Raw genomic sequence first — 23,381 nt, 5'->3', positions numbered from 1 at the left:
GTCTCGTAGGTGCCCTGGACGATGCCCTGGGAGCCGATATAGATCCACGAGCCGGCGGTCATCTGGCCGTACATCATCAGGCCCTTGCGGTCGAGCTCGTTGAAATGCTCCCAGTTGGCCCAGGCCGGTACCAGGTTGGAGTTGGCGATCAGGACTCGTGGGGCATCCTTGTGGGTCTCGAACACGCCCACCGGCTTGCCGGACTGGATCAGCAGCGACTGGGTGTCCTCGAGGCGCCGCAGGGTCTCGACGATCTTGTCGAAGCACTCCCAGTCGCGGGCGGCGCGGCCGATGCCGCCGTAGACCACCAGGTCCTCGGGACGCTCGGCGACGTCCGGGTGCAGGTTGTTCATCAGCATGCGCAGCGGCGCCTCGGTCAGCCAGCTCTTGCAGCTGCGCTCGCTGCCGGTGGGGGCGCCGATCCTGCGGCTGGGGTCGTGACGGGGGTCGCGTTGGGACATCTCGGGTTTCCTCATGGATGGTTGGGGTTGGTGGCCGATGGCGCCGAATCAGCCGTTCAGGGTCAGGTGATGGATAAGACGCGCCGCGATCCTGGCGGTGCGGTTGTCGATATCGAAGTCGGGGTTGAGCTCGGCGAGGTCGGCAAGCCTGAGCTTCCCGCTATCGCGCACGATGCCTATCAAGGGCTCGAGCAAAGCCAGTGGGACGCCCCGCGCGGCCGGTGCGCTGACGCCCGGCGCCTCGGCGGCGGGCAGCACGTCCAGGTCGAGGGTCAGGTAGACGGCATCGCAGTCGGTGATGAAGGCCTCGAGTTCGTGGCCGATGGTATCGAGAGTGCCGGCATGGATCTCGTGATCCTCGCGGACCAGCACGTCCAGCGCCTCGGCGCGGGCGAACAATGCCCGGGTATTGGCGGCACGGCTGATCCCCAGGCAGGCGTAGCGGAATGGCCAGCCACGCGCCTGGCACTGCTCGGCGATCTGCGCGAAGGGGGTGCCCGAAGAGGGGACATGGCTCGGGTCGCGCAGATCGAGGTGGGCATCGAAATTGATGATGCCGATCGTCGGCGCCTCGTTGGCCGGTTCCAGGGGCGGCTTCTCGAAGTGCCGTGCCAGGCCCAGCCAGCTGCCATAGGCCACTTCGTGGCCGCCGCCCAGCACGAGCGGGAAGTGCCCCGCAGCGAGCAACTGTTCGAGGCGTTCGCCGAGCTGTTCCTGGGCGGTCTCCAGCGCATTGCCGTGGCAGTGCACATCGCCGGCATCATAGGCCCGGCCATGGCGGTGCCAGGCAAGATTCGCCAATGCCTTGCGCATGGCCCGAGGCCCGGCGGCGGCGCCGATGCGGCCCTGATTGCGTGCCACGCCGGCATCCGAGGCAAAGCCGATCAGTGCCACCCCGGCGGGGGTGTCATCGGCAAGCGGATGGATGGCCTGGTGCCAGCGCAGGCTATCCGGCTCGGGATCCTCGCGCCCGGCCCAGGGCGACATATCGATGACTTCAATGCTCATGGGTAATCTCTCTCTGGAGCTGTCCATTGAAGATCCGCTGACGCAGGCGGCCGGGCTGGACGGCATAGGCCAGCGCCGCCGGGTTCTCGACGTCCCACAGGCACAGGTCGGCGGGAGCGCCTTCGCGGAGGCGGCCGAGGTCCTGCAGTCCCAATGCCCGGGCACCATGGGCGGTCATGCCGGCCAGCGCCTCGCGGGGCGTGAGACGGAACAGGGCGCAGGCAAGGTTCAGCATCAGGGTCGGGAAGAACAGCGGCGAACTGCCGGGATTGGCATCGGTGGCCAATGCGATGGGCACCCCCGCTTCACGCAGGGCGGCGATGGGCGGCAGTTGCGTCTCGCGCAGGGTATGGAAGGCCCCGGGCAGCAGCACCGCAGTGCTGCCGGCGTCACGCAAGGCGGCGACACCGGCATCGTCCAGGTATTCGATATGGTCTGCCGAGAGTGCCCCATAGCGGGCGGCCATGGCACTGCCCCCCAGGTTGGAGAGCTGCTCGGCATGGGCCTTGATCGGCAGGCCATGGACGCGGGCGGCCTGGAAGACCCGTTCGCACTGGGCCACCGAGAAGGCGATGGTCTCGCAGAACACGTCCACGGCATCGGCCAGGCCTTCGTCGGCCGCCGCCGGGATCATCTCGTTGCAGACCAGGTCGATATAGCCGTCGCTGTCACCCTCGAATTCGGGGGGCAGGGCATGGGCGCCGAGCAGGGTGGTGACCACGCGTACCGGAAAGGCCTCGCCGAGACGGCGTGCCACGCGCAACATCTTCAACTCGTCGGCGACCGTCAGGCCGTAGCCCGACTTGATCTCCAGCGTGGTCACGCCGTCATCGATCAGTGCTTTCAGGCGCGGTACCGCGGCTTCCAGCAGAGCATTCTCGCTGGCCTCACGGGTGGCGCGTACGGTACTGAGAATGCCACCTCCCCCCTGGGCGATTTCTTCGTAGCTGGCCCCTTCCAGGCGCCGTTCGAATTCGTCGGCCCGGCTTCCGCCGAACACCAGGTGGGTATGGCAATCCACCAGGCCGGGCGTCATGACGGCGCCTTGTGCCATCTCCTGGCAGCCTTCCGCCAAGGCGTCGTCGAATTCCCGCATCGGGACCAGGGTGGTGATGCGGCCCTCTGCGACGATGACCGCCATGGGCTCGGGCAGGGTGTCGAGTCCGTCGAAGACCGTGATATCGCGCCAGAGCAGGCGTGGTTCGGTGGTGGACATCGCTGGGCATCTCCCGCTGTCGGTGACTGGTTCGATACATATTGTATATACATTTAGGGCAAGCCCATCCTGGCGTCAACCCCCAGGGAGTGACGGGGCCGTCCTGACTACCGAAGCGGACTGACCCAAGCACACTTAATATTCAGTCAACATGTTGAATATAAGGGGTAATTTTATCCATTTCCAGAGGGAGTGAATGGGCTGTCGATTGTTACTTAGACCAAAGTATAGAAAGGAGGATCCCTCGTTGGCTGGTGACGTGGGAGAATGTATTGTATATACATATTCAGGCCCCACACGACAACCACAAGGGAGGAGCTTTCCATGGCGAGCCAGGAGCAGACGACGGGCGTCGCGCGACGTCCGTCACCGACCACCGTTCTCAAACTGTTCGTGCCCAGTGCGCTGGGCATTCTGATCTTCTTCGTGCCATTGACGATCGCCGGTCGCACCACCATTCCGCTGGATCACATGGTCACCGGCGCCAAGACGCTGCTGGGGGAGGCCAGCGGCTTCTATGCCCTGGCGCTGATCGTGGCGGGGGCCATCTACCCGCTCTACAAAGGCATCTGGCGGCGCAGTCTGACGGACGTCATCTTCACCGTGCTCAAGTTCGCTGGCATCCTGACCGCGGTACTGGCACTGACCGGCTGGGGGCCGGCCTTCCTGCACACCCCTGACATGCTGCCTTTCCTGTTCGAGAAGCTGGTGATACCGGTGGGCCTGATCGTGCCGATCGGCGCCATCTTCCTGGCGCTGCTGATCAGCTTCGGTCTGCTCGAGCTGATCGGCGTGCTGGTGCAGCCGATCATGCGTCCCATCTGGCGCACCCCGGGTCGCAGCGCCATCGATGCCGTGGCCTCCTTCGTGGGCAGCTACTCCATCGGGCTGCTGATCACCAATCGGGTCTATCAGGCCGGGGAGTACTCAGCCCGGGAGGCGGCGATCATCGCCACCGGCTTCTCCACCGTTTCGGCGACCTTCATGATCATCGTCGCCAAGACCCTGGACCTGATGAGCATGTGGAACGCCTATTTCTGGCTGACGCTGGTCATCACCTTCCTGGTCACCGCCATCACCGTGCGCATCCCCCCGCTGTCCGGCATGGATGACGCCAAGACCGACCCCGAGCCCGAAGCCGTGCCCGGCAAACGGCTTTCCACCGCCTGGCATACCGGCCTGGAGGTGGCCGCCAAGGCGCCGAGCCTGCCGGCCAGCGTGGTGCTGAACTTCCGCGAGGGGCTGGTGATGGCGATCAGCATCCTGCCATCGATCATGTCGGTGGGGCTGTTGGGATTGCTTGCCGCCAAGTACACACCGCTGTTCGAGTGGCTCGGCTGGCTGTTCTACCCGTTCGTGGCGATCTGGGGGCTGGAGGAGGCCGCCGTGCTGGCGCAGGCCTCGGCCGCGGGGTTGGCCGAGATGTTTCTGCCGGCGCTGCTGATGGGCGATGCCGGCTTCGTGGCCCGCTTCGCCGCCGGCGTGGTGTCGGTCTCTTCAGTGCTGTTCTTTTCGGCCTCGATTCCCTGCATCCTCTCCACCAGCATCCCCATCTCGGTGGGGCGGATCGTGGTGATCTGGTTCATCCGCCTGGCGCTGAGCCTGACCCTGGCCGTGCCGGCGGGATATCTGGTATTGGCGATAAGCGGAGGTTGAAAGCACGCAAGGTGCTTGCCCGCCACGTCATGAAGAAGGCCGGAGATACCCCGGCCTTCTTGGGTTCGGCTATTCAGTGCTGGTCACGATGGACAGATGAGCGCAGCTTGTAGCGATCGCCGGGGTGGATCAGGCGCGCATAGCTGATCAGGTGCTCGTCCGACCAGGTACGCCGGGTCATGCACAGGCAGGGTGTGGTGGTGTCGATCTCCAGCCAGGTGGCGGTGCGCTCGTCGACCAGCACGGCCTCGACCACGTGTTCGATGTCGGTGATGGGGCAGGCCGCCACCAGCACCTCGTTGGGGGTGTGCAGTGAGAAGTCGGTGTCCAGGTAGTCGGGGACCCAGCGCGGATTGACGAAGCGGTTCTCGAGCTGGATCGGCACGCCATTCTCGCGGTGCACGATCAAGGTATGGAAGACGCGTGTGCCCAGGCGCACGCCGAGGCGCAAGGCGACCTCGTCATCGGCCTCGATGGCCTCGCAGCGCAGCACGTCGTTGCGATAGTCATGCCCGCGTTCGCGTACCTCCTCGGCGATGTTATGCACATCGACAAGCGACGACTCCGCCTTGCGGTCGGTGACGAAGGTGCCGAGCCCCGGCTGGCGGGTCAGATAACCCTGCTGCACCAGGTCGCGGATCGCCTTGTTGGCGGTCATGCGGCTGACGCCGAAATCCCGCGCCAACTGCTCCTCCGGCGGAATCTGGTGATGCGCCGGCCAGTCGCCGCCTTGAATCTTCTCCAGCAGGTGCTGCTGGATCTGCAGGTAGAGCGGGGGAGAGCTGCCCATGGTCTGCCGTGAGTCCTTTCGGTAGTCGTCGAGTCGCGCCCAGTTTACCCGTCGCCGGCGTTGCCGGCATCCTGCCTGACAGTCTGACGAGAGCAGCGACTTTCGGTTTATGCCGGGTCGCTGACCGGGATATCAGCCGATCTTGTAGGAATGAGGCGATTCCGCCAGCAGCCCGCGCCCGCCGGCCAGCGTCAGCGCCAGGTCGTGCAGGCCATCCCACAGAGGGATGGCGCTGGCGCCCTTGATCGCCAGATCGAGGCGCTGGGCGAACAGCAGCAGCTTGTGCAGGCGTTTGACCGGCAGGCGGTTGAGGGCTTGCTGATAGGTGGGGCGACGCTTGTCGAAGATGGGTGGCTTCTGGGCCTTGCAGGCGTGCTCGAAGCTCTGCCCCTGGTCGAGGTGCTGATACAGCGACAGCAAGGTGCGCAGTTCGCGGGTCAGGGCCCACAGGATGATCGGCGCTTCGACGCCCTCGCCGCGCAGACCCCGGATGATGCGCGAGACGCGTTCGCGCTCACCACGCAGGCAGGCATCGGCCAGGGTGAAGACATCGAAGCGGGCGCTGTCCTCGACGCCGCCGGCAATGGTGGCGGCATCCAGCCGCGCCCCGCGGGGCAGCAGCAGGGCCAGCTTCTGCAGTTCCTGGTCGGCGGCCAGCAGGTTGCCCTCGGTACGCTCGCCGAGCAGGCGCGCGGCATCCATGTCCATGCTCAATCCATGCCGGGAAGCACGATCGCGCATCCAGAATCCCAAACGCTGGTGATCCACCGGCCACACCGGCACGAACAGGCCAGCCTTGTCCATTGCCTTGAACCACTTGCTCTGCTGCTGCTTGCGGTCGAGCTTGGCGGACGAGATCAGTAGCACGTTGTCGCTACCCTGGATCCGTTCGGCATAGGCATCCAGTGCCTTGCCGCCTTCCTGGCCGGGGGCCTGGCTGCCCAGACGCAGTTCGATCAGCTTGCGTGAGGCAAACAGCGACAGGCTGGCGGCGGACTCCAGCAGGCGTCCCCACGGGAAGCCGTTTTCCACATGCAGCACCTCGCGTTCCTCGATGCCCTGTTCGCGGGCCCTGGTGCGCACGACATCGCAGGCTTCCATATGGATCAGGGGTTCGTCGCCGGCAACGATCACCACCGGGGGCAGGCTCTTGGCCAGGGCGTCGGGGAGTTTGTCGGGAAAGACCTTCATCGCAGGCTCATTGTTCGGCCAGGGGACGCAGCCGCTCGAGCAGTTGTCGCGCGGCATCTCGACGCAACTGTTCACGAGCCTCGGCCCGGATGTCATCCTGGGCCAACAGGTCGTCACTGCTGACAGTGATGGTGGTAACGACATCGAGTTGCTGTTGATCGAGCAGATAGGCGTCACTCGCACGCCGCTGCACGGAGAATGGCGCGGTAAGCCGTAACTCGACGTCCTGGCTGCCGGCGTCGCCATGGGTCAGCGCCGCTTCGTGGAATTGCTCGTGGCCGAGGTTGAGCCGCAGCGGGGCCTGGTCATCGATACGCGTGCCGGCGCTCTCCAAGGCCTCGCGAACCACCGGGGTCAGGTCGCTGGCGGCGGCGTCCAGGGCCAGGGCGTCGAGAGCCAGCATCGGCGTGTCGAGGCCGCGCAGGCGAAAGCCACAGCCGCTCAGGCTCGATGCCACCGATCCGGCCACCAGAGTGGCCAGGCTGCGTGTCAGAAAGGTGCGACGTTGCATGGATGCTTTTCCTTAACCAACCACGATGTTGACCAGCTTGCCGGGCACCACGATCACTTTGCGCACTGCCTTGCCTTCGATATGCCGCTGGACGTTCTCGGCGGCCATGGCCTGCGCCTCGACGGCGGCCTTGTCGGCATCGGCCGGGACCTCGAGGCGAGCGCGCAGCTTGCCGTTGACCTGCACCACCAGCTCGACGCTGTCACGCGCCAGTGCCGCTTCATCGACACGCGGCCAGGCGGCGTCGATCGCCGGTGTCGAGTGGCCGAGCTTTTGCCACAGGGCATGACAGGCATGCGGGGTGATCGGGGACAGCAACAGCACACAGGCTTCCACGGCCTCGCGGGCGATGGCCAGGCCCTGAGGGCTGGTGTCGTCGAAGCGACCCAAGGCGTTGGTCAGCTCCATCACCGCAGCGATGGCGGTATTGAAGGTGGTGCGCCGGCCGATATCGTCGCTGGCCTTCTTGATGGTTTCGTGGGTCTTGCGACGCAACTCGCGCTGGGCACCGTCCAGGGCGGCGAGGTCAAGCGCTCCCGGCGTGCCGGCCTCGAGATGTTCGGCGACCAGACGCCACAATCGCTTGAGGAAACGGTTGGCGCCCTCGACGCCGGAGTCCGACCACTCCAGGGACTGTTCCGGCGGGGCGGCGAACATCATGAACAGGCGCACGGTGTCGGCACCGAAACGGTCGATCATCGCCTGCGGGTCGACGCCGTTGTTCTTGGACTTGGACATCTTCTCGATGCCGCCCATCTCCACCGGCTGGCCATCGCGGATCAGGGTGGCGCTGATCGGACGCCCCTTGTCGTCGCGCTTGACCTCGACGTCCACCGGGTTGAACCACTCCTTGCCGCCGTTTGGGGTAGGGCGGTAGAAGGTTTCGGCGATCACCATGCCCTGGGTCAACAGGCGCTGGAACGGCTCGTCGGAGTCGACCAGCCCGAAGTCGCGCATCAGTTTGTGGAAGAAGCGCGCATAGAGCAGGTGCAGGATGGCGTGCTCGATGCCACCGATGTACAGGTCCACCGGCAGCCAGTAGTTGGCACGCTCGTCGAGCATGGCCTCGACGTTGTCGGCGCAGCAGAAGCGCGCGTAGTACCAGGACGACTCCATGAAGGTGTCGAAGGTGTCGGTCTCACGCGTCCAGCCGTCGCCAAGGTCGTAGAAGGCGGGCATCTTCTTCAGCGGCGAGCCGGAAGCGTCGACGGTGACTTCCTGCGGCAGTGCCACCGGCAATTCGTCGTCGGTGAGCGGCACGGTCTGGCCTTCGGGGCCATACTTGACCGGGATCGGTGCGCCCCAGTAGCGCTGGCGGGCCACCCCCCAATCGCGCAGGCGGAAGTTGATCTTGACCTCGCCATGGCCCTGTCGCTCGAGTTCGGCGGCGATGGCGTCGAAGGCCGCCTCGAAGTCGAGCCCATCGAAGTTGCCGGAGTTGATCAGGGGGCCGTAGTCCACATGCGCGCCCTGCGAAAGGTCCGGGGCATTGCCGTCAGCGTCGGCGATCACCGCCTCGATGGGAATGCCGTACTTGGTGGCGAATTCCCAGTCGCGCTGGTCATGGCCGGGCACCGCCATCACTGCGCCGGTACCGTATTCCATCAGTACGAAGTTGGCGACATAGACCGGTACCTGGCGGCCAGTGATGGGATGCAAGGCCCGGTAGCCGGTGTCCATGCCCTTCTTTTCCATGGTCGCGAGCTCGGCCTCGGAGGTGCCGCCGCGGGCACACTCCTCGAGGAAGGCACCGAGTGCGGGATTGTCCTCGGCGGCTACGCGGGCCAGGGGGTGACTGGCGGCTACGGCGACGTAGGTCACGCCCAGCAGGGTGTCGGGCCGCGTGGTGTAGACGCGCAACGGTTCGAAGGCATCGCCATTGTGGTCGGCGATGTCGAAGGCCATCTCCACGCCCTTCGACTTGCCGATCCAGTTGCGCTGCATGGTCTTGACCTGCTCGGGCCAGTCGACCTTGTCGAGATCGGCCAGCAGTTCCTCGGCATAGTCGGTGATCTTGAGGAACCAAAGCGGGATTTCCTTGCGTTCCACCAAGGCACCGGAGCGCCAGCCGCGGCCGTCGATGACCTGTTCGTTGGCGAGTACGGTCTGGTCCACCGGGTCCCAGTTGACGGTGGACATCTTCTTGTAGACCAGCCCTTTCTCCACCAGCTTGGTGAAGAACCACTGCTCCCAACGGTAGTAATCCGTGTCGCAGGTGGCGAATTCTCGATCCCAGTCGTAGGCGAAGCCCAGCGCCTTCAACTGCGCGCGCATGTAGTCGATGTTCTCGTGGGTCCATTTGGCCGGTGGCACCCGGTTCTGGATGGCGGCATTCTCGGCCGGCATGCCGAAGGCGTCCCAGCCCATGGGCTGCAGCACGTTCCTGCCCTGCATGCGCTGGAAGCGGGTGACCACATCGCCGATGGTGTAGTTGCGCACATGCCCCATGTGCAGCTTGCCGCTGGGGTAGGGGAACATCGACAGGCAGTAGAATTTCTCGCGGTTGGCGTCTTCCACGGCCTTGAAGCATTGGTTCTTTTCCCAGAACTGCTGGGCGTCGCGTTCGGTTTCGTGGGGCTTGTACTGTGCGTCCATCGGTATCAATAGGCACCTTGCGTTGGAATGGCGACTGCCCTGGCGCGCTCTGAGTGCCGGCGGGCGACGCCAAGGGGCGATCGAGCGTGTCACTCTCGGCCGGGAATTCGTCGTTCGTGTACGGAATTCCTTGAAGGCACGAGGAGATAGCGTCTAAATGGTGATTAAGCATACCGCAGCAGGGCGCCAGCAGGTAGGGGCCCGGGGATCGAGGAGAGCGTCATGAGCGAAAACAGGGAGCAACATGAACATCGTCTGCGCAAAGGATACGAGCGCATGCTATCGCGTCTCAAGGAGGGCGCCGAGGAGCTGTCATGGGAAAACCTGCAGCGCGACCTCGATGAGGCCGTGGAGTTCGAGGCCGATCTCGAGGAGTTCACCAAGGACGAGTTGTCACTGTTGCGTGCCTGGGTCGAGCGCGACCTCAAGGACATGCGCCGCTATTTCGCCGCCGGCGGCAAGGGCGTAGCCAGCTGGCTGGGCATCGACCTGTCCGTGCTGTCACGCAAGGTGTCCGAGTCCCTGTTGTCGATCGCCGATCGCTCGGTTGTCGAGCGGGCCCAATTTGACGACGATCTGGAGGCCGCCCGTGCCGATTATTGCGAAGGTGAGATCGCCGCCCCCGGCCGCATGGCCTGCGTGCACTGCGGCGCGCATGTCGAGCTGAAAAGCGTGACCCGGATCGGGCCATGCCACCAGTGTGGTCATCGTTATTTCTCCCGAGCCTCGGATGCCTGAACGACCTACAGGGTGGCATCCAGGAGGGCAATGGCGCCGAACACCAGGCATGACATGGCCAGGGCGTAGGGGATGTTGAACTTCATGATGTGGTAGCTGTTGACGCCGTAGCGGCCTTGCAAGGACAGATTGATGCCCGACAGCGGGCCGATGGCGGCCCCCACCGCCCAGGCGGCGAGCGACACGAAGCCTAGCAGGGTGTGATTGGTGGTGTCGGGATCGAGCATCGAGGCCAGTGCCGAGACACCGATGATCGGGTGCAGCCCGGCGACGGCGCTGACAACGATTGCCACGTAGCTGACCGAGGCCTCCAGCACACCGAATTCATCGAACAGCACCCACTGGTTCCCCGTGGCCGCCTGGGTGAAGGTCGACAGCCCCAGCGTGAACAGCCCGGCAGACAGGAACAGCGTGACCTCGCCGCGCATGGCCGGCAGTCGGGTACGAGCGTGTTGCAGGGTACGCCGCACGGGCCAGGCAAGGCCGCGGGGCAGAGTGAACAGCAGCGCCACGCTGGGGATCAGGAAGGTAATGATGCTGACAATGGAAAGCGAGGGGGTGATGACGTAGTGGAACAGCATCACCAGCGCCGCCATCGCCACCGGCATCAGCAGGCTGGAGAGCGATAGCGAGAATCCCTGGATGTCGGCAAGCGCATAGCGGCGCGGCATCTCGAATCGCGTCAGCAGCCCGGACAGCAGGGCGAGTGGCAGGCCGAAGGCAAGAATCCCCCCATAGGCCATGCCCGGTGCCACGCTCATCGCCACCCCCATCGAGGCGAAGAACGGTGACCAGAAGGCGGCACTCGACAGCCCACGGTTGAGCGTCAAGATCTGGGCCATGCCCAACCCACCGCGGGCCTTGATGTGATCGCCGACCATGAACACCGACGACAGGTTGAGAATCGCACCGAGCAGATGGACGCTCAACCAGGTATTGACCACGCCTCGCGCGCCGGCGCTGCTCCGACCGCCGCCAGGCGTTTCCCGACCGCCGATCAGGCCGAGGAAACTCACCCCTACCAGCATGGCCACCACATAGGTGTTGCCATTCAGGATACCTGACCAGTCGATGTCGGCACGGTAATGGAAATGGCCGACCATCAGCAGCGTCAGGCCGACGGCGGACAGGCCTCCCGCCTGGAGGCGGGTGCGTGGATCGAGATCGCGCCACAACAGGATCGCGGCTAGCCAGAAGGCATAACCGATCAGGTCGGGGGGGAAAGGAGCGTCGGCAAAGCGTGCAATCTGCAACAGCAGCCCGGCCAGAATCGCCATGCCCGATACCGCGTGCCGCAACGACGGGTTGTCATCGGCAGGGGCGTCGGCGCTGAGCGTTTCCTTGATGGACATGGCGATAATTTTCCAAGCGAAAGGTTAGCATCCTAGGCAACCTTGCCATGCCCGACAAGCAGGCGACCGGGTCGATCACCGCCATGCTTTGGCTTCCGGCGTGCGCACCTCGTCGAGCATGGTCAGCATCGAGCGGGCGGCATTCGACAGCGTTCGACTCTTGTGCACCAGATAGCCCAACGGACGCTCGATGGGGCGGTGTTCGATGGGCAGCACCCTGACCTCGTCGTCGATCAGGGTTTCCGGCAGTACGCTCCAGCCGAGGCCAATGACGACCATCATCTTGAGTGTCTCGAGGTAGTTGGTGGACAGGGCGACGTTCACCTTGAGGCCGTCGCGGGCGAAGGTGTCGACGACGATGCCGCGGGTGAAGGTCAAATGGCCGGGTAGTACCGCGTCGAAGTTCGACAGCGTTGACAACGGCAAGGGGGAGAGCGAGGCCAACGGATGGTCGTGGCCGCAGACGAAGCGCAAACGGTCGATCCACAGCGGCACCACGGTGAGTTGCGGGTCGGGCACCGGGGCGAGCGTCACCACGGCAATTTCCAGTTCTCCATCGAGCACTCCCTGATAGGCCTGCTCGGAATCCAGAAAGCGCATGTCCATGCGTACCTCGGGGTGCCTCTGGGTATAAGCTTTGAGAATCGGAGGCAGACGGTGCAAGCCGATATGGTGGCTGGTGGCCATGGTCAGGCTGCCGGCGACATCGCCGGCCAGGTTTCTCAGGGCGCGGCGGCTATCGTCGACCATCACCAGGATCTCGCGGGCGCGGGGGAGCAGCAGATGCCCGGCTTCGGTCAGGGACACTCGGCGGCCGATACGGTCGAAGAGTCGAGTCCCGATCTGCTCCTCCAGAGTGGCGATGCGTTTGCTCACCGCGGGTTGCGTCAGATGCAGGTGCTCACCGGCCTGCGAAAAGGAGCCGCTATCGGCGACGGCGAGAAAGGCCTGGAGGCTTTGGGTATCCATGGCTCGACTCCGGGAAAGGGCTGACGATCGATATCATACTATTCCATTTAGGAATTCAAAGAATAAATAACATGAATTGCTTTTATGGGTGACAGGTTTTACGCTCGATTCACGATCAATGAGGGCCTCAAGAGCCCCGTGGGAGGAGACAAATGGCAGGCCAGACGCTTTATGACAAGCTGTGGTCGCAGCACCTGGTCAAGGAGCGCGACGACGGCACCGCCTTGATCTATATCGATCGGCAGTTGCTGCACGAAGTGACGTCACCCCAGGCCTTCGAGGGCCTGCGTCTGGCGGGGCGCAAGCCGTGGCGTCTGGATGCCAACCTGGCAACGCCCGATCATAACGTGCCGACCACGCTGACCGAGCGTGCCGAGGGCAATGCCGGTATCAAGGATCCGGTGTCGCTGATTCAGGTGCAGACCCTGGACGACAACTGCGAAGCTTTTGGCATCGAGGAATTTCGCATCAACGATGCGCGTCAGGGCATCGTGCATGTGGTGGGCCCCGAACAGGGCGCCACGCTGCCGGGCATGACCGTGGTATGCGGCGACTCGCATACCGCCACCCATGGCGCCTTTGCGGCGCTTGCCCATGGCATCGGCACCTCCGAGGTCGAGCATGTGCTGGCGACCCAGTGCCTGTTGGCGCAGAAGATGAAGAATATGCAGGTCAGGGTGGAAGGCAAGCTCGGTACCGGGGTTACCGCCAAGGACATCGTGCTGGCGGTGATCGGCCGCATCGGCACGGCCGGCGGTACCGGCTATGCCATCGAATTCGCCGGCAGCGCGATTCGCGACCTGTCCATGGAAGGCCGCATGACGGTGTGTAACATGGCCATCGAGGCCGGCGCGCGGGTAGGACTGATCGGCGTCGATGACACCACCATCGAGTATCTGCGCAACCGCCCGTTCGCCCCGACCACCGAACAGTGGGAGGCCGCTGTGGCCGACTGGCGCAGTCTGGTTTCCGACGACGATGCCGTTTTCGACAAGGTGGTGGAACTCGACGCCGCCGAGATCGAGCCGCAGGTCTCGTGGGGGACCAGCCCCGAGATGGTGGCCGGCATTTCCGGTGAAGTGCCCGACCCTGGCGCTTCCAAGGACGAGACCGTCAAGCGCAGCTACATCCGGGCGCTGGAGTACATGGGGCTGGCACCGAAGCAGAAGATCACCGATATCCGCCTCGACAAGATCTTCATCGGCTCGTGCACCAACTCGCGTATCGAGGACCTGCGCGAGGCGGCCAAGGTCGCCAAGGGCAAGAAGGTCGCCGAGTCGATTCAACTGGCCATGGTGGTGCCGGGCTCCGGGCTGGTGAAGCGCCAGGCCGAAGCCGAAGGGCTCGACAAGATCTTCATCGAGGCCGGTTTCGAATGGCGTGAGCCGGGCTGTTCCATGTGCCTGGCGATGAATGCCGACAAGCTGGGTGCCGGGGAGCACTGCGCCTCGACCTCGAACCGCAACTTCGAGGGGCGTCAGGGCTATGGTGGTCGCACCCACCTGGTCAGCCCGGCGATGGCGGCCGCCGCCGCCATCGCCGGCCACTTCGTCGATGTACGCCAGCTTGCCGGCGACGCCACTCAGACTCAGGAGGCCTGAAGCATGCAGAAATTCGAACGTCATCAGGGCCTCGTGGCGCCGCTCGATCGCGCCAACGTCGATACCGACCTGATCATCCCCAAGCAGTTTCTGAAGTCGATCAAACGCACCGGCTTCGGTGTCAATCTGTTCGACGTGTTGCGCTACCTCGACGAGGGTTACCCGGGCCAGGATGCCAGCCAGCGGCCGCTGAACCCCGATTTCGTGCTCAATCAGGAGCGCTATCAGGGTGCCAGCATCCTGCTCACGCGCCGCAACTTCGGCTGCGGCAGCTCCCGCGAGCACGCCCCTTGGGCGCTGGAGGACTTCGGCTTCCGCGTGGTCATCGCGCCGAGCTTCGCCGATATCTTCTATAACAATGCCTTCAAGAACGGCATTCTGCTGGTCACGCTTGACGAAGAGACGGTGGACCGGCTGTTCAAGGCGGTCGAGGCCAGCGAGGGTTATACGCTGGATGTCGACTTGGAACATCAGCGGGTGATCACCGCGGAAGGTGAGATCCTCGACTTCGAGATCGATGGGTTCCGCAAGCACTGCCTGCTCAACGGCCTCGACGATATCGGCCTGACGCTGCAGGACGAGCCGGCGATTCGCGCCTTCGAGCAGAAGCATCGCGAGGCGAGGCCCTGGCTGTTCCGCCAGGCACGTTGATGCGTCATAACCACAATGCTGGACACGAGAAGGGACGCCCCTCGGGGCAAGCGCAAGGATAGCGCCATATTCATCGAAGGCGGCCAGGTGGCTGCCTTCGCCGTAACGGAATAGCGAGTTGCTAGAAGAGAGCCACGACACATGAGCCGCAAGATTCTCGTTCTGCCGGGTGACGGTATCGGCCCGGAAATTACCCGTGAGGCCGTCAAGGTCCTCGAAGCCTGCCAGCAGCAGGGCCTGGATATCGTCATCGAGGAAGGCCTGGTCGGAGGCGCCGGTTACGATGCCCATGGCGAGCCGCTGCCGACCGCGACCCTGGAGCGGGCCAAGGCCTCCGATGCCATCCTGCTGGGGGCTGTGGGTGGTCCCAAGTGGGACAGGCTCGAGGATCTAACCAAGCGTCCGGAGAAGGGCCTGTTGGGGCTGCGCAAACACCTTGGGCTGTTCGGCAATCTGCGCCCGGCGATTCTCTATCCGCAACTGGCCGAGGCTTCCAGCCTCAAGCCCGAGGTGGTGTCGGGGCTCGACATCATGATCGTGCGCGAGCTGACTGGTGGCATCTATTTCGGCCAGCCGCGTGGCATCGAGGAGCGCGATGGCGAGCGCGTCGGTTTCAATACCTATGTCTATAGCGAGTCGGAGATCGAGCGTATCGGTCGTGTGGCTTTCGAGATGGCCCGGAAACGCGGCAAGAAGCTATGCAGCGTCGACAAGGCCAACGTGCTCGAGGTCACCATCCTGTGGCGCGAGGTCATGGAGCGGCTGGCCCTGGAATATCCGGACGTCGAGCTTTCGCACATGTACGTCGACAACGCCGCCATGCAACTTGTGCGCGCGCCCAAGCAGTTCGATGTGATCGTCACCGGCAACATGTTCGGCGATATCCTCTCCGATGCTGCGGCCATGCTGACCGGCTCCATCGGCATGCTGCCGTCGGCCTCGCTCAACGAGAGCGGACAGGGCATGTACGAGCCTTGCCATGGCAGTGCCCCGGATATCGCCGGCCAGAATCTCGCCAATCCTCTGGCGACGATCCTGTCGGTGGCGATGATGCTGCGTTATTCACTCGACCAGCCGGAGCTGGCCGCGCGCATCGAGGGCGCGGTGGGCAAGGTGCTCGACGATGGCCTGCGCACGGCGGATATCGCCTATCCGGGAACTCGCCGGGTCACCACGGCGGAGATGGGCGACGCCGTACTGACCGCCTTCCGTCGTGTATAATGACGGGTTAACCCAATTTCAGGAGGACTTCACATGTTGAAAGTCGGTTTCATCGGTTGGCGTGGGATGGTGGGCTCCGTGCTCATGCAGCGCATGCGTGAGGACAACGATTTCTCCGGTATCGAGCCGGTGTTCTTCACCACCTCCCAGGTCGGTCAGCCCGGCCCCGACATCGGTGTGGACGTGCCCCCGCTCAAGGATGCCTTCGACCTCGAGGCGCTCAAGGCGCTGGATGTGGTCGTGACCTGTCAGGGTGGCGACTACACCGAGAAGGTCTATCGGGAACTGCGTCAGTCCGGCTGGAAAGGCTACTGGATCGATGCCGCCAGCACTCTGCGCATGGCCGACGACGCGACCATCGTGCTCGACCCGGTCAATCGGCATGTCATCGAGGCGCAACTGGCGAAAGGTGGCAAGACCTTCGTCGGCGGCAACTGTACCGTGAGCCTGATGCTGTTGGGCCTGGGGGGGCTGTTCGAGGCCGATCTGGTCGAATGGATGACCTCGATGACCTATCAGGCCGCTTCCGGCTCGGGTGCCAAGCACATGCGCGAACTGCTCAGCCAGATGGGCTCGTTACGCGACTCCGTGCAACACGAACTGGACGACCCGGCGAGTGCCATCCTCGAGATCGATCGTAAGGTCTCCCAGGCGATGCGCGGCGGCGATTTCCCGGTCGAGAACTTTGGCGCGCCGTTGGCTGGCGGCTTGCTGCCATGGATCGACAAGGCCATGGACAATGGCCAGAGCAAGGAAGAGTGGAAGGGCAGCGTCGAGTCCAACAAGATTCTCGGTCGCGGCGACAACCCCGTGTCCATCGATGGCCTGTGTGTGCGCATCGGCGCCATGCGCTCGCATAGCCAGGCCTTCACCATCAAGCTCAAGCGCGATGTGCCGATCGACGAGATCGAGGACCGCATCGCCGGGCACAACGATTGGGTCAAGGTGATCCCCAACACCAAGGAAGCCACGCTCGCTGGACTGACGCCGGCCGCCGTGACCGGCACCATGGATATTCCGGTGGGGCGTCTGCGCAAGCTGGCCATGGGCGGCGAGTACCTGTCGGCCTTCACGGTGGGTGACCAACTGCTGTGGGGGGCCGCCGAGCCGCTCAAGCGCATGCTCAGGATCCTGCGCGAGCAGTGATCCGGCTCGCCATCAGCGTCAGACGTGCCGAATGCCTCCTGCGGGAGGCATTCGGCTTTTCGGGTCTCGTGATGGTGGCGATCGGCGGGTTGAAAGCATGAGCTCGCTAGGACATTCCGGTATGGTCTTCCCTTTGGCGAAGAGGCGGTGGAGTATGGTACATCTATCATAAAAGAGTATGACGCCGTGGCAGTATCGATTGCCCGTGCGGTGCTGCAAGGGAACACCATGAAACGCAAACTATCGTTGGCCATGCTGCTGACGCTGTCCGCCACCGCGAGCCCTGTGTCATTGGCGCTGGGGCTGGGTGATGCCCAGGTGCAGTCGAGCCTCAATGCCCCCTTGAGAGCGACAATTCCCTTGACCGACACCCAAGGTGTCGAGGCGCGCTTGTTGCGGGTGGAACTGGCCGACGATCGCGCCTTTGAACGTGCCGGCCTGTCGCGCAATCGGTTGGCCGACAGCATCGAGTTCTCGGTGGAGAAGGGGCGGCAGGGGTTGACGTTGACGCTGCGTTCCGAGCGCGCCGTGCGTGACCCCTATCTCGATCTGTTGCTGGCTCTGGAGTGGCCCGGGGGGCAGCAGCTACGCCATATCACACTGCTTTTCGATCCTGTCGATTACGCGGCGCTCCCCGCGCTGGTGGAAGACGCATCCCGGAATGCGAATGAGGGCCAGCCGGATAGGCGCCGGTCCGAACCCTTGGTCGGCGATGATGGCGGCGCGCACCAGGCCGAGATACGCAGTGGCGATACCCTGTGGGGGGTGGCCAGTCGCGTACGCCCGAATGATCACGTCAGCCTGCCTCAGGTAATGCTGGCGCTGGTCGAGGCCAACCCCGAGGCCTTCCCATCGGGTAACATCAATGAGATGCGCGCTGGGGCGGTGCTGACGGTGCCGACGCAAGCGGCCATCGAACGCCGCAGCCGCGAGGAGGCCGATCGCCTGGTTGAGGCGCATCATCATGCCTGGACCACGCGCGGTGAGGCGCCCACCGTCACCTCACATGTTCCTGTCACGCAAGTTGCCGAGTCCGCCGACATGGATGCCAATGCGGAGACCGTCGAGCAAGAGCCGAGCCAGCGCCTGACGCTGCTGAGCGATGCCGACCTGGCAGCGGAGCGCGACGCGACCGCGGATGATGCCGCGGCCGCCACTGCGCAAGCGACAGGCAGCGACGAAGCGCCGCCAATCGATGCCCGCCTGTTGCAACTGGAGGATCAGTTGCTGGCCAACCAGCAGGCGCTGCAGGCGGTGCGTGAAGAGCGCGACAGCCTGCGTGCGGCAATGGGCGAATTGCGCGGGGAACTGGTGGCCTTGCGCGACCAACTGGCGACGTCCACCACCGGCGGTGACACAGGGGCTCCCGCACTGGGCGACGGTGTCGATCCGGTGTCGGAGGCGCCAGTGGCAGAGCCCTGGTGGTCAGCGCTGTGGCAAGGCATGCGCCACAACACCCTGGCCCTGGGTGGAGTGGCCATTGCCTTGCTGCTGGCGCTATGGGCGCTGCGGCGTCGCCGTCATGAGCGAGACGACGATCCGACCTTCACCCAGCCCTACGACAGGGAGGCGCCGACAGTGGTCGGTCCGGGGTGGGAATCACGGGACAGCGCCCGAGGGCAGCGTGTGCCTGGCGGCCACCATGATGGCCAGGACGCACCGGTACGCGCCTCGATGCCACAGGCCGAAGCGATCAGCGAGGCCGACATCTTCATCGCCTATGGACGTTTCGATCAGGCGCGCGAGTTACTCGAAGCGAGCCTGGCCGCCGAGCCCGGGCGCGATGATCTGCGTCTCAAGCTGTTGATGGTGTATGCCGAGTGTGGTGACCGGGAGGCGGCCCTGCGCGAGGCCAGCCACCTTGAGCGCCACGGCGATTCCGAGTTGCAGGCGGAAGTCGAGCGCTTGCGGGCGCGGTATGGCGGCACTGACCGTGACCGGCCTGCTGACGAGCAGGACATGTCTTCCTCTGCGGGCGAGGCCGTCTTCACGACGCCGCAAGCCTTCCCTGAAGCGTCGGCGAGCCCTGAGGTGAGAACCCACGCTGCGGCGGCAGACATGCCTTCTTTTGAGTCGTCGCCGGTCGTGCCTCCGGCGTCGAAGTCGAACGTGATCGACTACCAACCGCCGCCCCTGGATCCCGAACCGGAAGTGCGTAGCGAAACGCCGATGCAGCCCAGCGTGGACTTTTCCAGCAGTTCAGAGCCGGAAGCCGGGGCGCAGGATGCTGCTGCAGATCCTGCCGGCAATGGGCATGAGGGGCGCGACGCGTTTCCCGACGCGCAGTGGGATGTCGAGGAGGTAGCATTCGAGCCGTTGCATCTGGATAATAAAGGCCCCGCCGCCGCTTCCCCGGAGGCAGCGCAGCGGCTCGTGGTACTGGCGCGTCAACTGCTCGACGAGGGTGAGTCGACCCAAGCGCACGAGTTGCTTCGCCAGGTCCTGGCCCATGGCGATGCGCCGCTCAAGGAGGAAGCGCGGGATCTTATTGCGCAGCATAACCTCGATTGAGCCCATGCCCCTGTTCGAGCCACTTGACGATACGCAACGCCTGACCGGCCGCCTGGCCCTGGGTGTGGAATACGATGGCAGCGCCTATTGCGGCTGGCAGCGCCTGAAACATGCTCCCTCGGTGCAGGCCGAGGTGGAAAAGGCGCTGGGCAAGGTGGCCGGCCAGCCGGTCCGGGTGCATTGCAGCGGGCGTACCGACAGCGGTGTGCACGCCACTCGCCAGGTGGTGCATTTCGATGCGCCGGTAGGGCGTTCCCAGAAGGCCTGGGTGTTCGGCACCAACGCCAACCTGCCGCGTGATATCGCCATCCGTTGGGTGGAACCGGTCGCCGACGACTTCCATGCCCGCTTCCTCGCTTTGGCCCGGCGTTATCGTTACGTGATCCTCAACCAGCCCAGCCGCCCGGTGCTGGAGCGGGCCAATGCCACCTGGTGCCGCGACCCGCTGGACGTACCCGCCATGCATCGCGCCGCCCAGGTGTTGGTGGGCGAGCACGACTTCTCCAGTTTTCGCGCGGCGGGGTGTCAGTCGAAAAGCGCCTGGCGGCACCTGCATTTCATCGAGGTGCACCGCCATGGCCCGCTGGTGGTGGTCGACGTGCAGGCCAACGCCTTCCTGCATCACATGATTCGCAACATCGTCGGTGCCTTGGTGGACGTGGGCCGCGGCGAGCGGGACAGCGACTATCTCGCCGATCTGCTGGCCGTGAAGGACCGTACCCTGGCCAGTGTCACGGCGCCCGGATGCGGGTTACACTTCGTCGACTCGATCTACGATGCGTGTTACCCATTGCCGCGTGAGCCCCTGGGGCCCAGTCTGTTGGCCTTTCTCGGCGAATGGACCGGCGAGCGTGAGTTGCCCGACTCGCCGTTGGTGCGCTTCCGGCGCGGACGCCCGGTGGCCGGGGATGCGCATCATCCATCCTTGCCGCCTGGTGCCGCCTTGCCAGCGACCCGAGAACCCTCCGATCAGGAATGAGCCCAATGCCGAGTCAATTCCGACGCACGCGAGTGAAGATATGCGGCTTGACCCGTGAGGTCGATATCGATGCCGCCGTGGCGGCCGGTGCCGATGCCTTGGGCTTCGTCCTGTGGCCCGGCAGCAAGCGAGCCCTGGATGAAAGGCGCCTGGCGGAGCTTTCTGCCCGGGTGCCGGCGTTCGTCACCCGGGTCGGCCTGTTCGTCGACCAGGATGCCGCCCTGATCGAACGGGTGAGCGTACATCTGGATCTGCTGCAGTTCCATGGCGAGGAGTCGCCGGATTTCTGCGCCGGCTTCGCTCGTCCCTGGATCAAGGCCCTGCGCATGCGCGACGGCCTCGACCTGCATGCCGCGGCGCGGGCCTATGAGGGCGCCGGGGCGCTGCTGCTGGATGCCTATCGCCCCGGGGTGCCTGGCGGTACCGGCGAGACTTTCGACTGGTCGCGAATCCCCGCAAGTCTTGCAAAACCTGTTATTCTCGCGGGAGGTTTGACCCCGGCCAATGTTGCCCAGGCGATCCATGCGGTGCGGCCTTTCGCGGTGGATGTCTCGGGTGGCGTCGAACGCTCGCCCGGCATCAAGGACGCGACCCGGATCGACGAGTTCCTGCGCCAGGTTTCCCTGACCCAATCGACTTAAGCTCAAGCGACCCTATGAGGTGTCTTTCGTGACCAAGTTCAGCGACCTGACCCGACTGCCCGATGCTCGAGGCCATTTCGGCCCCTATGGTGGCCGGTTCGTCTCGGAAACGTTGAGCTTCGCCCTGGAAGATCTCGAAAAGACCTATCTGAGTCTTCGCGACGATCCCGATTTTCAGGCGGAATTCGACCATGATCTGGCCCACTACGTGGGGCGTCCCTCTCCGCTGTACCATGCCGAGCGCTGGTCGCGGCAGCTGGGCGGGGCGCAGATCTGGCTCAAGCGCGAAGACCTCAACCACACCGGCGCCCACAAGGTGAACAACACCATCGGCCAGGCCCTGCTGGCCAAGAAGAGCGGCAAACCACGGGTCATCGCCGAGACCGGTGCCGGTCAACACGGCGTGGCCACCGCCACCGTGGCGGCGCGCCTGGGGCTTCAGTGCGAGGTCTACATGGGGGCCGAAGACGTCGAACGCCAGAAGCTCAACGTCTATCGCATGGAACTGCTGGGTGCCAAGGTGATCCCGGTCGAGTCCGGATCACGCACCCTCAAGGATGCCATGAACGAGGCGCTGCGTGACTGGGTCACCAACGTTGACAATACGTTCTACATCATCGGCACCGTGGCCGGTCCGCACCCTTACCCGATGCTGGTTCGCGATTTCAATGCCGTGACCGGGCGCGAGGCCCGTCAGCAGTCGTTGCAACAGATCGGTCGCCTGCCCGATGCGCTGATCGCCTGTGTCGGCGGTGGATCGAACGCCATGGGACTGTTCTATCCCTTCGTCGAGGACGACGATGTCGCCATGTACGGTGTCGAGGCCGGAGGCGATGGCGTCGAGACCGGCCGTCACGCGGCGCCGCTGAGCTCCAATGCGCCACGCGGGGTATTGCATGGCAACCGTACCTACCTGATGTCCGACGAGGGCGGGCAGATCGCCGACACCCACTCCATTTCGGCGGGACTCGATTATCCCGGCGTGGGGCCGGAGCATGCCCTGTGGAAGGATGTGGGGCGGGTCCATTACGTGGCCGCCAATGACAAGGAGGTGCTCGACGCCTTCCGGGAGTTGACCCGTACCGAGGGCATCATGCCGGCCCTGGAGTCCGCCCATGCCCTGGCCTATGCCAAGGTGCTGGCACCGACCCTGCGTCCCGATCAGCATCTCGTCGTCAACCTGTCCGGGCGCGGCGACAAGGACATCATGACCGTCGCCAAGCTCGACGGCATCGACATTTAATCGCCGGCTTTCAGGACAAAGACATGAATCGTATCGACCAACGTTTCGCCACGCTCAAGGAACAGGACCGTACGGCGCTAATCCCCTATATCACCGCCGGCGACCCAGCACCCGAGCATACCGTGAGCTTCATGCATGCTCTGGTCGAGGCCGGTGCCGATGTCATCGAACTCGGCGTGCCGTTTTCCGATCCCATGGCCGATGGTCCGGTGATCCAGAAGGCCTGCGAGCGGGCCTTGCAGCACGGCGTCCGACTGAGCCACCTGTTTGCCATGGTTCGCGAATTCCGCGAAACCGACCACGATACACCGGTGGTGCTGATGGGCTATCTCAACCCCATCGAGCGGATGGGCTACGAGGCCTTCGCCGAACAGGCCACCAGCGCCGGTATCGACGGCGTGCTGACCGTCGACATGCCGCCGGAAGAAGCCGACCAGTTCGGTCCCATCCTCAAGGCCCAGGGGCTGGCATCGATCTTCCTGGTGGCCCCTACCACCTCCGAGGCTCGGGCCGTTACAATAGCCGCCCAAGGCGAAGGCTATTTGTACTACGTTTCGCTCAAGGGTGTGACCGGTGCCGCGACGCTGGACGTCGATGAGGTCGATCGTCACCTGGCGCCGCTGCGCCGGATGACCGAACTGCCGCTCTGCGTGGGCTTCGGCATTCGTGATGGTGCCTCGGCGGCGGCGGTAGGCAAGGTGGCCGATGGCGTCATCGTGGGTAGCGCGCTGGTCAGCCGCATCGCGGCCGGTGTCGACGACCCGGCGTCCATCGTCCCGGCCCTGAAGGAGGTGCTTGGCGAGATGCGCCAGGCCCTCGATGCCTGAGCCGTGCCCCAGGCTTCGCTACCGACTCACCGATGGCCCGGGCATGCCGGGCCGATGACAGCATAACGGAACTC

19 protein-coding genes and 1 pseudogene are annotated in these 23,381 nt (G+C 64.5%); 11 read left to right on the top strand and 9 right to left on the bottom strand.

Features of this window, described 5'->3' with window-relative positions; genetic code table 11:
- From ACFOEV_RS09300 to hutI, 3 genes and pseudogenes are all read right to left on the bottom strand, one after another.
- A pseudogene (locus ACFOEV_RS09300) lies at window positions 1-461 on the bottom strand (urocanate hydratase); the annotation flags it as partial.
- Window positions 462-509: 48 nt separating this feature from the next.
- Window positions 510-1,469 (bottom strand): formimidoylglutamase, encoded by a 960-nt coding sequence (gene hutG, locus ACFOEV_RS09295; protein WP_386773160.1) that lies wholly within the window; start codon window positions 1,467-1,469, stop codon window positions 510-512.
- Complete coding sequence (gene hutI, locus ACFOEV_RS09290; RefSeq protein WP_386773158.1) at window positions 1,459-2,685, bottom strand: imidazolonepropionase; 1,227 nt, start codon at window positions 2,683-2,685, stop codon at window positions 1,459-1,461. Before hutI ends, hutG begins: the two co-directional genes overlap by 11 nt.
- A 324-nt stretch (window positions 2,686-3,009) precedes the next feature.
- Here hutI and ACFOEV_RS09285 point away from each other — a divergent pair, with 324 nt between their 5' ends.
- On the top strand, window positions 3,010-4,341 hold the full coding sequence (locus ACFOEV_RS09285; RefSeq protein WP_386773156.1) for a YjiH family protein: 1,332 nt from the start codon (window positions 3,010-3,012) through the stop codon (window positions 4,339-4,341).
- A gap of 73 nt (window positions 4,342-4,414) precedes the next feature.
- Here the strand turns inward: ACFOEV_RS09285 and hutC are convergent, their stop codons facing one another.
- The 4 genes from hutC to leuS all read right to left on the bottom strand — a co-directional run bounded on the left by hutC (window position 4,415) and on the right by leuS (window position 9,428).
- Entirely contained in the window at window positions 4,415-5,131 is a 717-nt protein-coding gene (hutC, locus tag ACFOEV_RS09280; protein WP_386773154.1) for a histidine utilization repressor, read from the bottom strand.
- Between the two features lie 132 nt (window positions 5,132-5,263).
- On the bottom strand, window positions 5,264-6,322 hold the full coding sequence (gene holA / locus ACFOEV_RS09275; RefSeq protein WP_386773152.1) for a DNA polymerase III subunit delta: 1,059 nt from the start codon (window positions 6,320-6,322) through the stop codon (window positions 5,264-5,266).
- Window positions 6,323-6,329: 7 nt separating this feature from the next.
- Window positions 6,330-6,833, bottom strand: a complete 504-nt coding sequence (locus tag ACFOEV_RS09270) for an LPS-assembly lipoprotein LptE (protein ID WP_386773150.1) — start codon at window positions 6,831-6,833, stop codon at window positions 6,330-6,332.
- Between the two features lie 12 nt (window positions 6,834-6,845).
- A complete protein-coding gene (gene leuS, locus ACFOEV_RS09265) occupies window positions 6,846-9,428 on the bottom strand; it encodes a leucine--tRNA ligase (protein ID WP_386773148.1) in 2,583 nt (860 codons plus the stop codon).
- Between the two features lie 222 nt (window positions 9,429-9,650).
- On the opposite strand from leuS, the gene ACFOEV_RS09260 reads away from it, so the two are divergent.
- A complete protein-coding gene (locus ACFOEV_RS09260; RefSeq protein WP_386773146.1) occupies window positions 9,651-10,166 on the top strand; it encodes a zinc ribbon-containing protein in 516 nt (171 codons plus the stop codon).
- Window positions 10,167-10,171: 5 nt separating this feature from the next.
- On the opposite strand, the gene ACFOEV_RS09255 is transcribed toward ACFOEV_RS09260, so the two are convergent.
- The gene (locus tag ACFOEV_RS09255) at window positions 10,172-11,518 is read right to left on the bottom strand and encodes a hypothetical protein (RefSeq protein WP_386773144.1); all 1,347 of its coding nucleotides are present in this window, start codon (window positions 11,516-11,518) and stop codon (window positions 10,172-10,174) included.
- A gap of 75 nt (window positions 11,519-11,593) precedes the next feature.
- The gene (locus ACFOEV_RS09250; protein WP_386773142.1) at window positions 11,594-12,487 is read right to left on the bottom strand and encodes a LysR family transcriptional regulator; all 894 of its coding nucleotides are present in this window, start codon (window positions 12,485-12,487) and stop codon (window positions 11,594-11,596) included.
- A 152-nt stretch (window positions 12,488-12,639) separates the two neighbouring features.
- On the opposite strand from ACFOEV_RS09250, the gene leuC reads away from it, so the two are divergent.
- The 9 genes from leuC (at window position 12,640) to trpA (ending at window position 23,307) form a co-directional block, all read left to right on the top strand.
- On the top strand, window positions 12,640-14,088 hold the full coding sequence (gene leuC, locus ACFOEV_RS09245) for a 3-isopropylmalate dehydratase large subunit (RefSeq protein WP_386773140.1): 1,449 nt from the start codon (window positions 12,640-12,642) through the stop codon (window positions 14,086-14,088).
- A 3-nt stretch (window positions 14,089-14,091) separates the two neighbouring features.
- Window positions 14,092-14,739: a 3-isopropylmalate dehydratase small subunit gene (gene leuD, locus ACFOEV_RS09240; RefSeq protein WP_386773138.1), complete on the top strand. Its 648-nt coding sequence runs from the start codon at window positions 14,092-14,094 to the stop codon at window positions 14,737-14,739.
- A gap of 141 nt (window positions 14,740-14,880) precedes the next feature.
- Window positions 14,881-15,960 carry a 3-isopropylmalate dehydrogenase gene (leuB, locus tag ACFOEV_RS09235; RefSeq protein ID WP_386773136.1) on the top strand — a complete coding sequence of 360 codons (1,080 nt, stop codon included), beginning with the start codon at window positions 14,881-14,883 and terminating at the stop codon, window positions 15,958-15,960.
- A gap of 33 nt (window positions 15,961-15,993) precedes the next feature.
- A complete protein-coding gene (gene asd / locus ACFOEV_RS09230) occupies window positions 15,994-17,106 on the top strand; it encodes an aspartate-semialdehyde dehydrogenase (RefSeq protein WP_386773134.1) in 1,113 nt (370 codons plus the stop codon).
- A gap of 228 nt (window positions 17,107-17,334) precedes the next feature.
- On the top strand, window positions 17,335-19,617 hold the full coding sequence (locus ACFOEV_RS09225; RefSeq protein WP_386773132.1) for a FimV/HubP family polar landmark protein: 2,283 nt from the start codon (window positions 17,335-17,337) through the stop codon (window positions 19,615-19,617).
- Between the two features lie 4 nt (window positions 19,618-19,621).
- Complete coding sequence (truA, locus tag ACFOEV_RS09220; protein WP_386773130.1) at window positions 19,622-20,596, top strand: tRNA pseudouridine(38-40) synthase TruA; 975 nt, start codon at window positions 19,622-19,624, stop codon at window positions 20,594-20,596.
- Between the two features lie 5 nt (window positions 20,597-20,601).
- On the top strand, window positions 20,602-21,237 hold the full coding sequence (locus ACFOEV_RS09215) for a phosphoribosylanthranilate isomerase (protein ID WP_386773128.1): 636 nt from the start codon (window positions 20,602-20,604) through the stop codon (window positions 21,235-21,237).
- A 28-nt stretch (window positions 21,238-21,265) separates the two neighbouring features.
- Window positions 21,266-22,480, top strand: coding sequence for a tryptophan synthase subunit beta (gene trpB / locus ACFOEV_RS09210; protein ID WP_386773126.1), 1,215 nt, complete (start codon window positions 21,266-21,268; stop codon window positions 22,478-22,480).
- 23 nt (window positions 22,481-22,503) lie between these two features.
- Window positions 22,504-23,307, top strand: coding sequence for a tryptophan synthase subunit alpha (gene trpA / locus ACFOEV_RS09205; protein ID WP_386773124.1), 804 nt, complete (start codon window positions 22,504-22,506; stop codon window positions 23,305-23,307).
- Window positions 23,308-23,381 lie beyond the last annotated feature (74 nt).

Source organism: Litchfieldella rifensis (assembly GCF_042646605.1).
GTDB classification, from domain to species: Bacteria; Pseudomonadota; Gammaproteobacteria; order Pseudomonadales; family Halomonadaceae; genus Litchfieldella; species Litchfieldella rifensis.
This window is presented reverse-complemented; position numbering and strand designations above follow the sequence as displayed.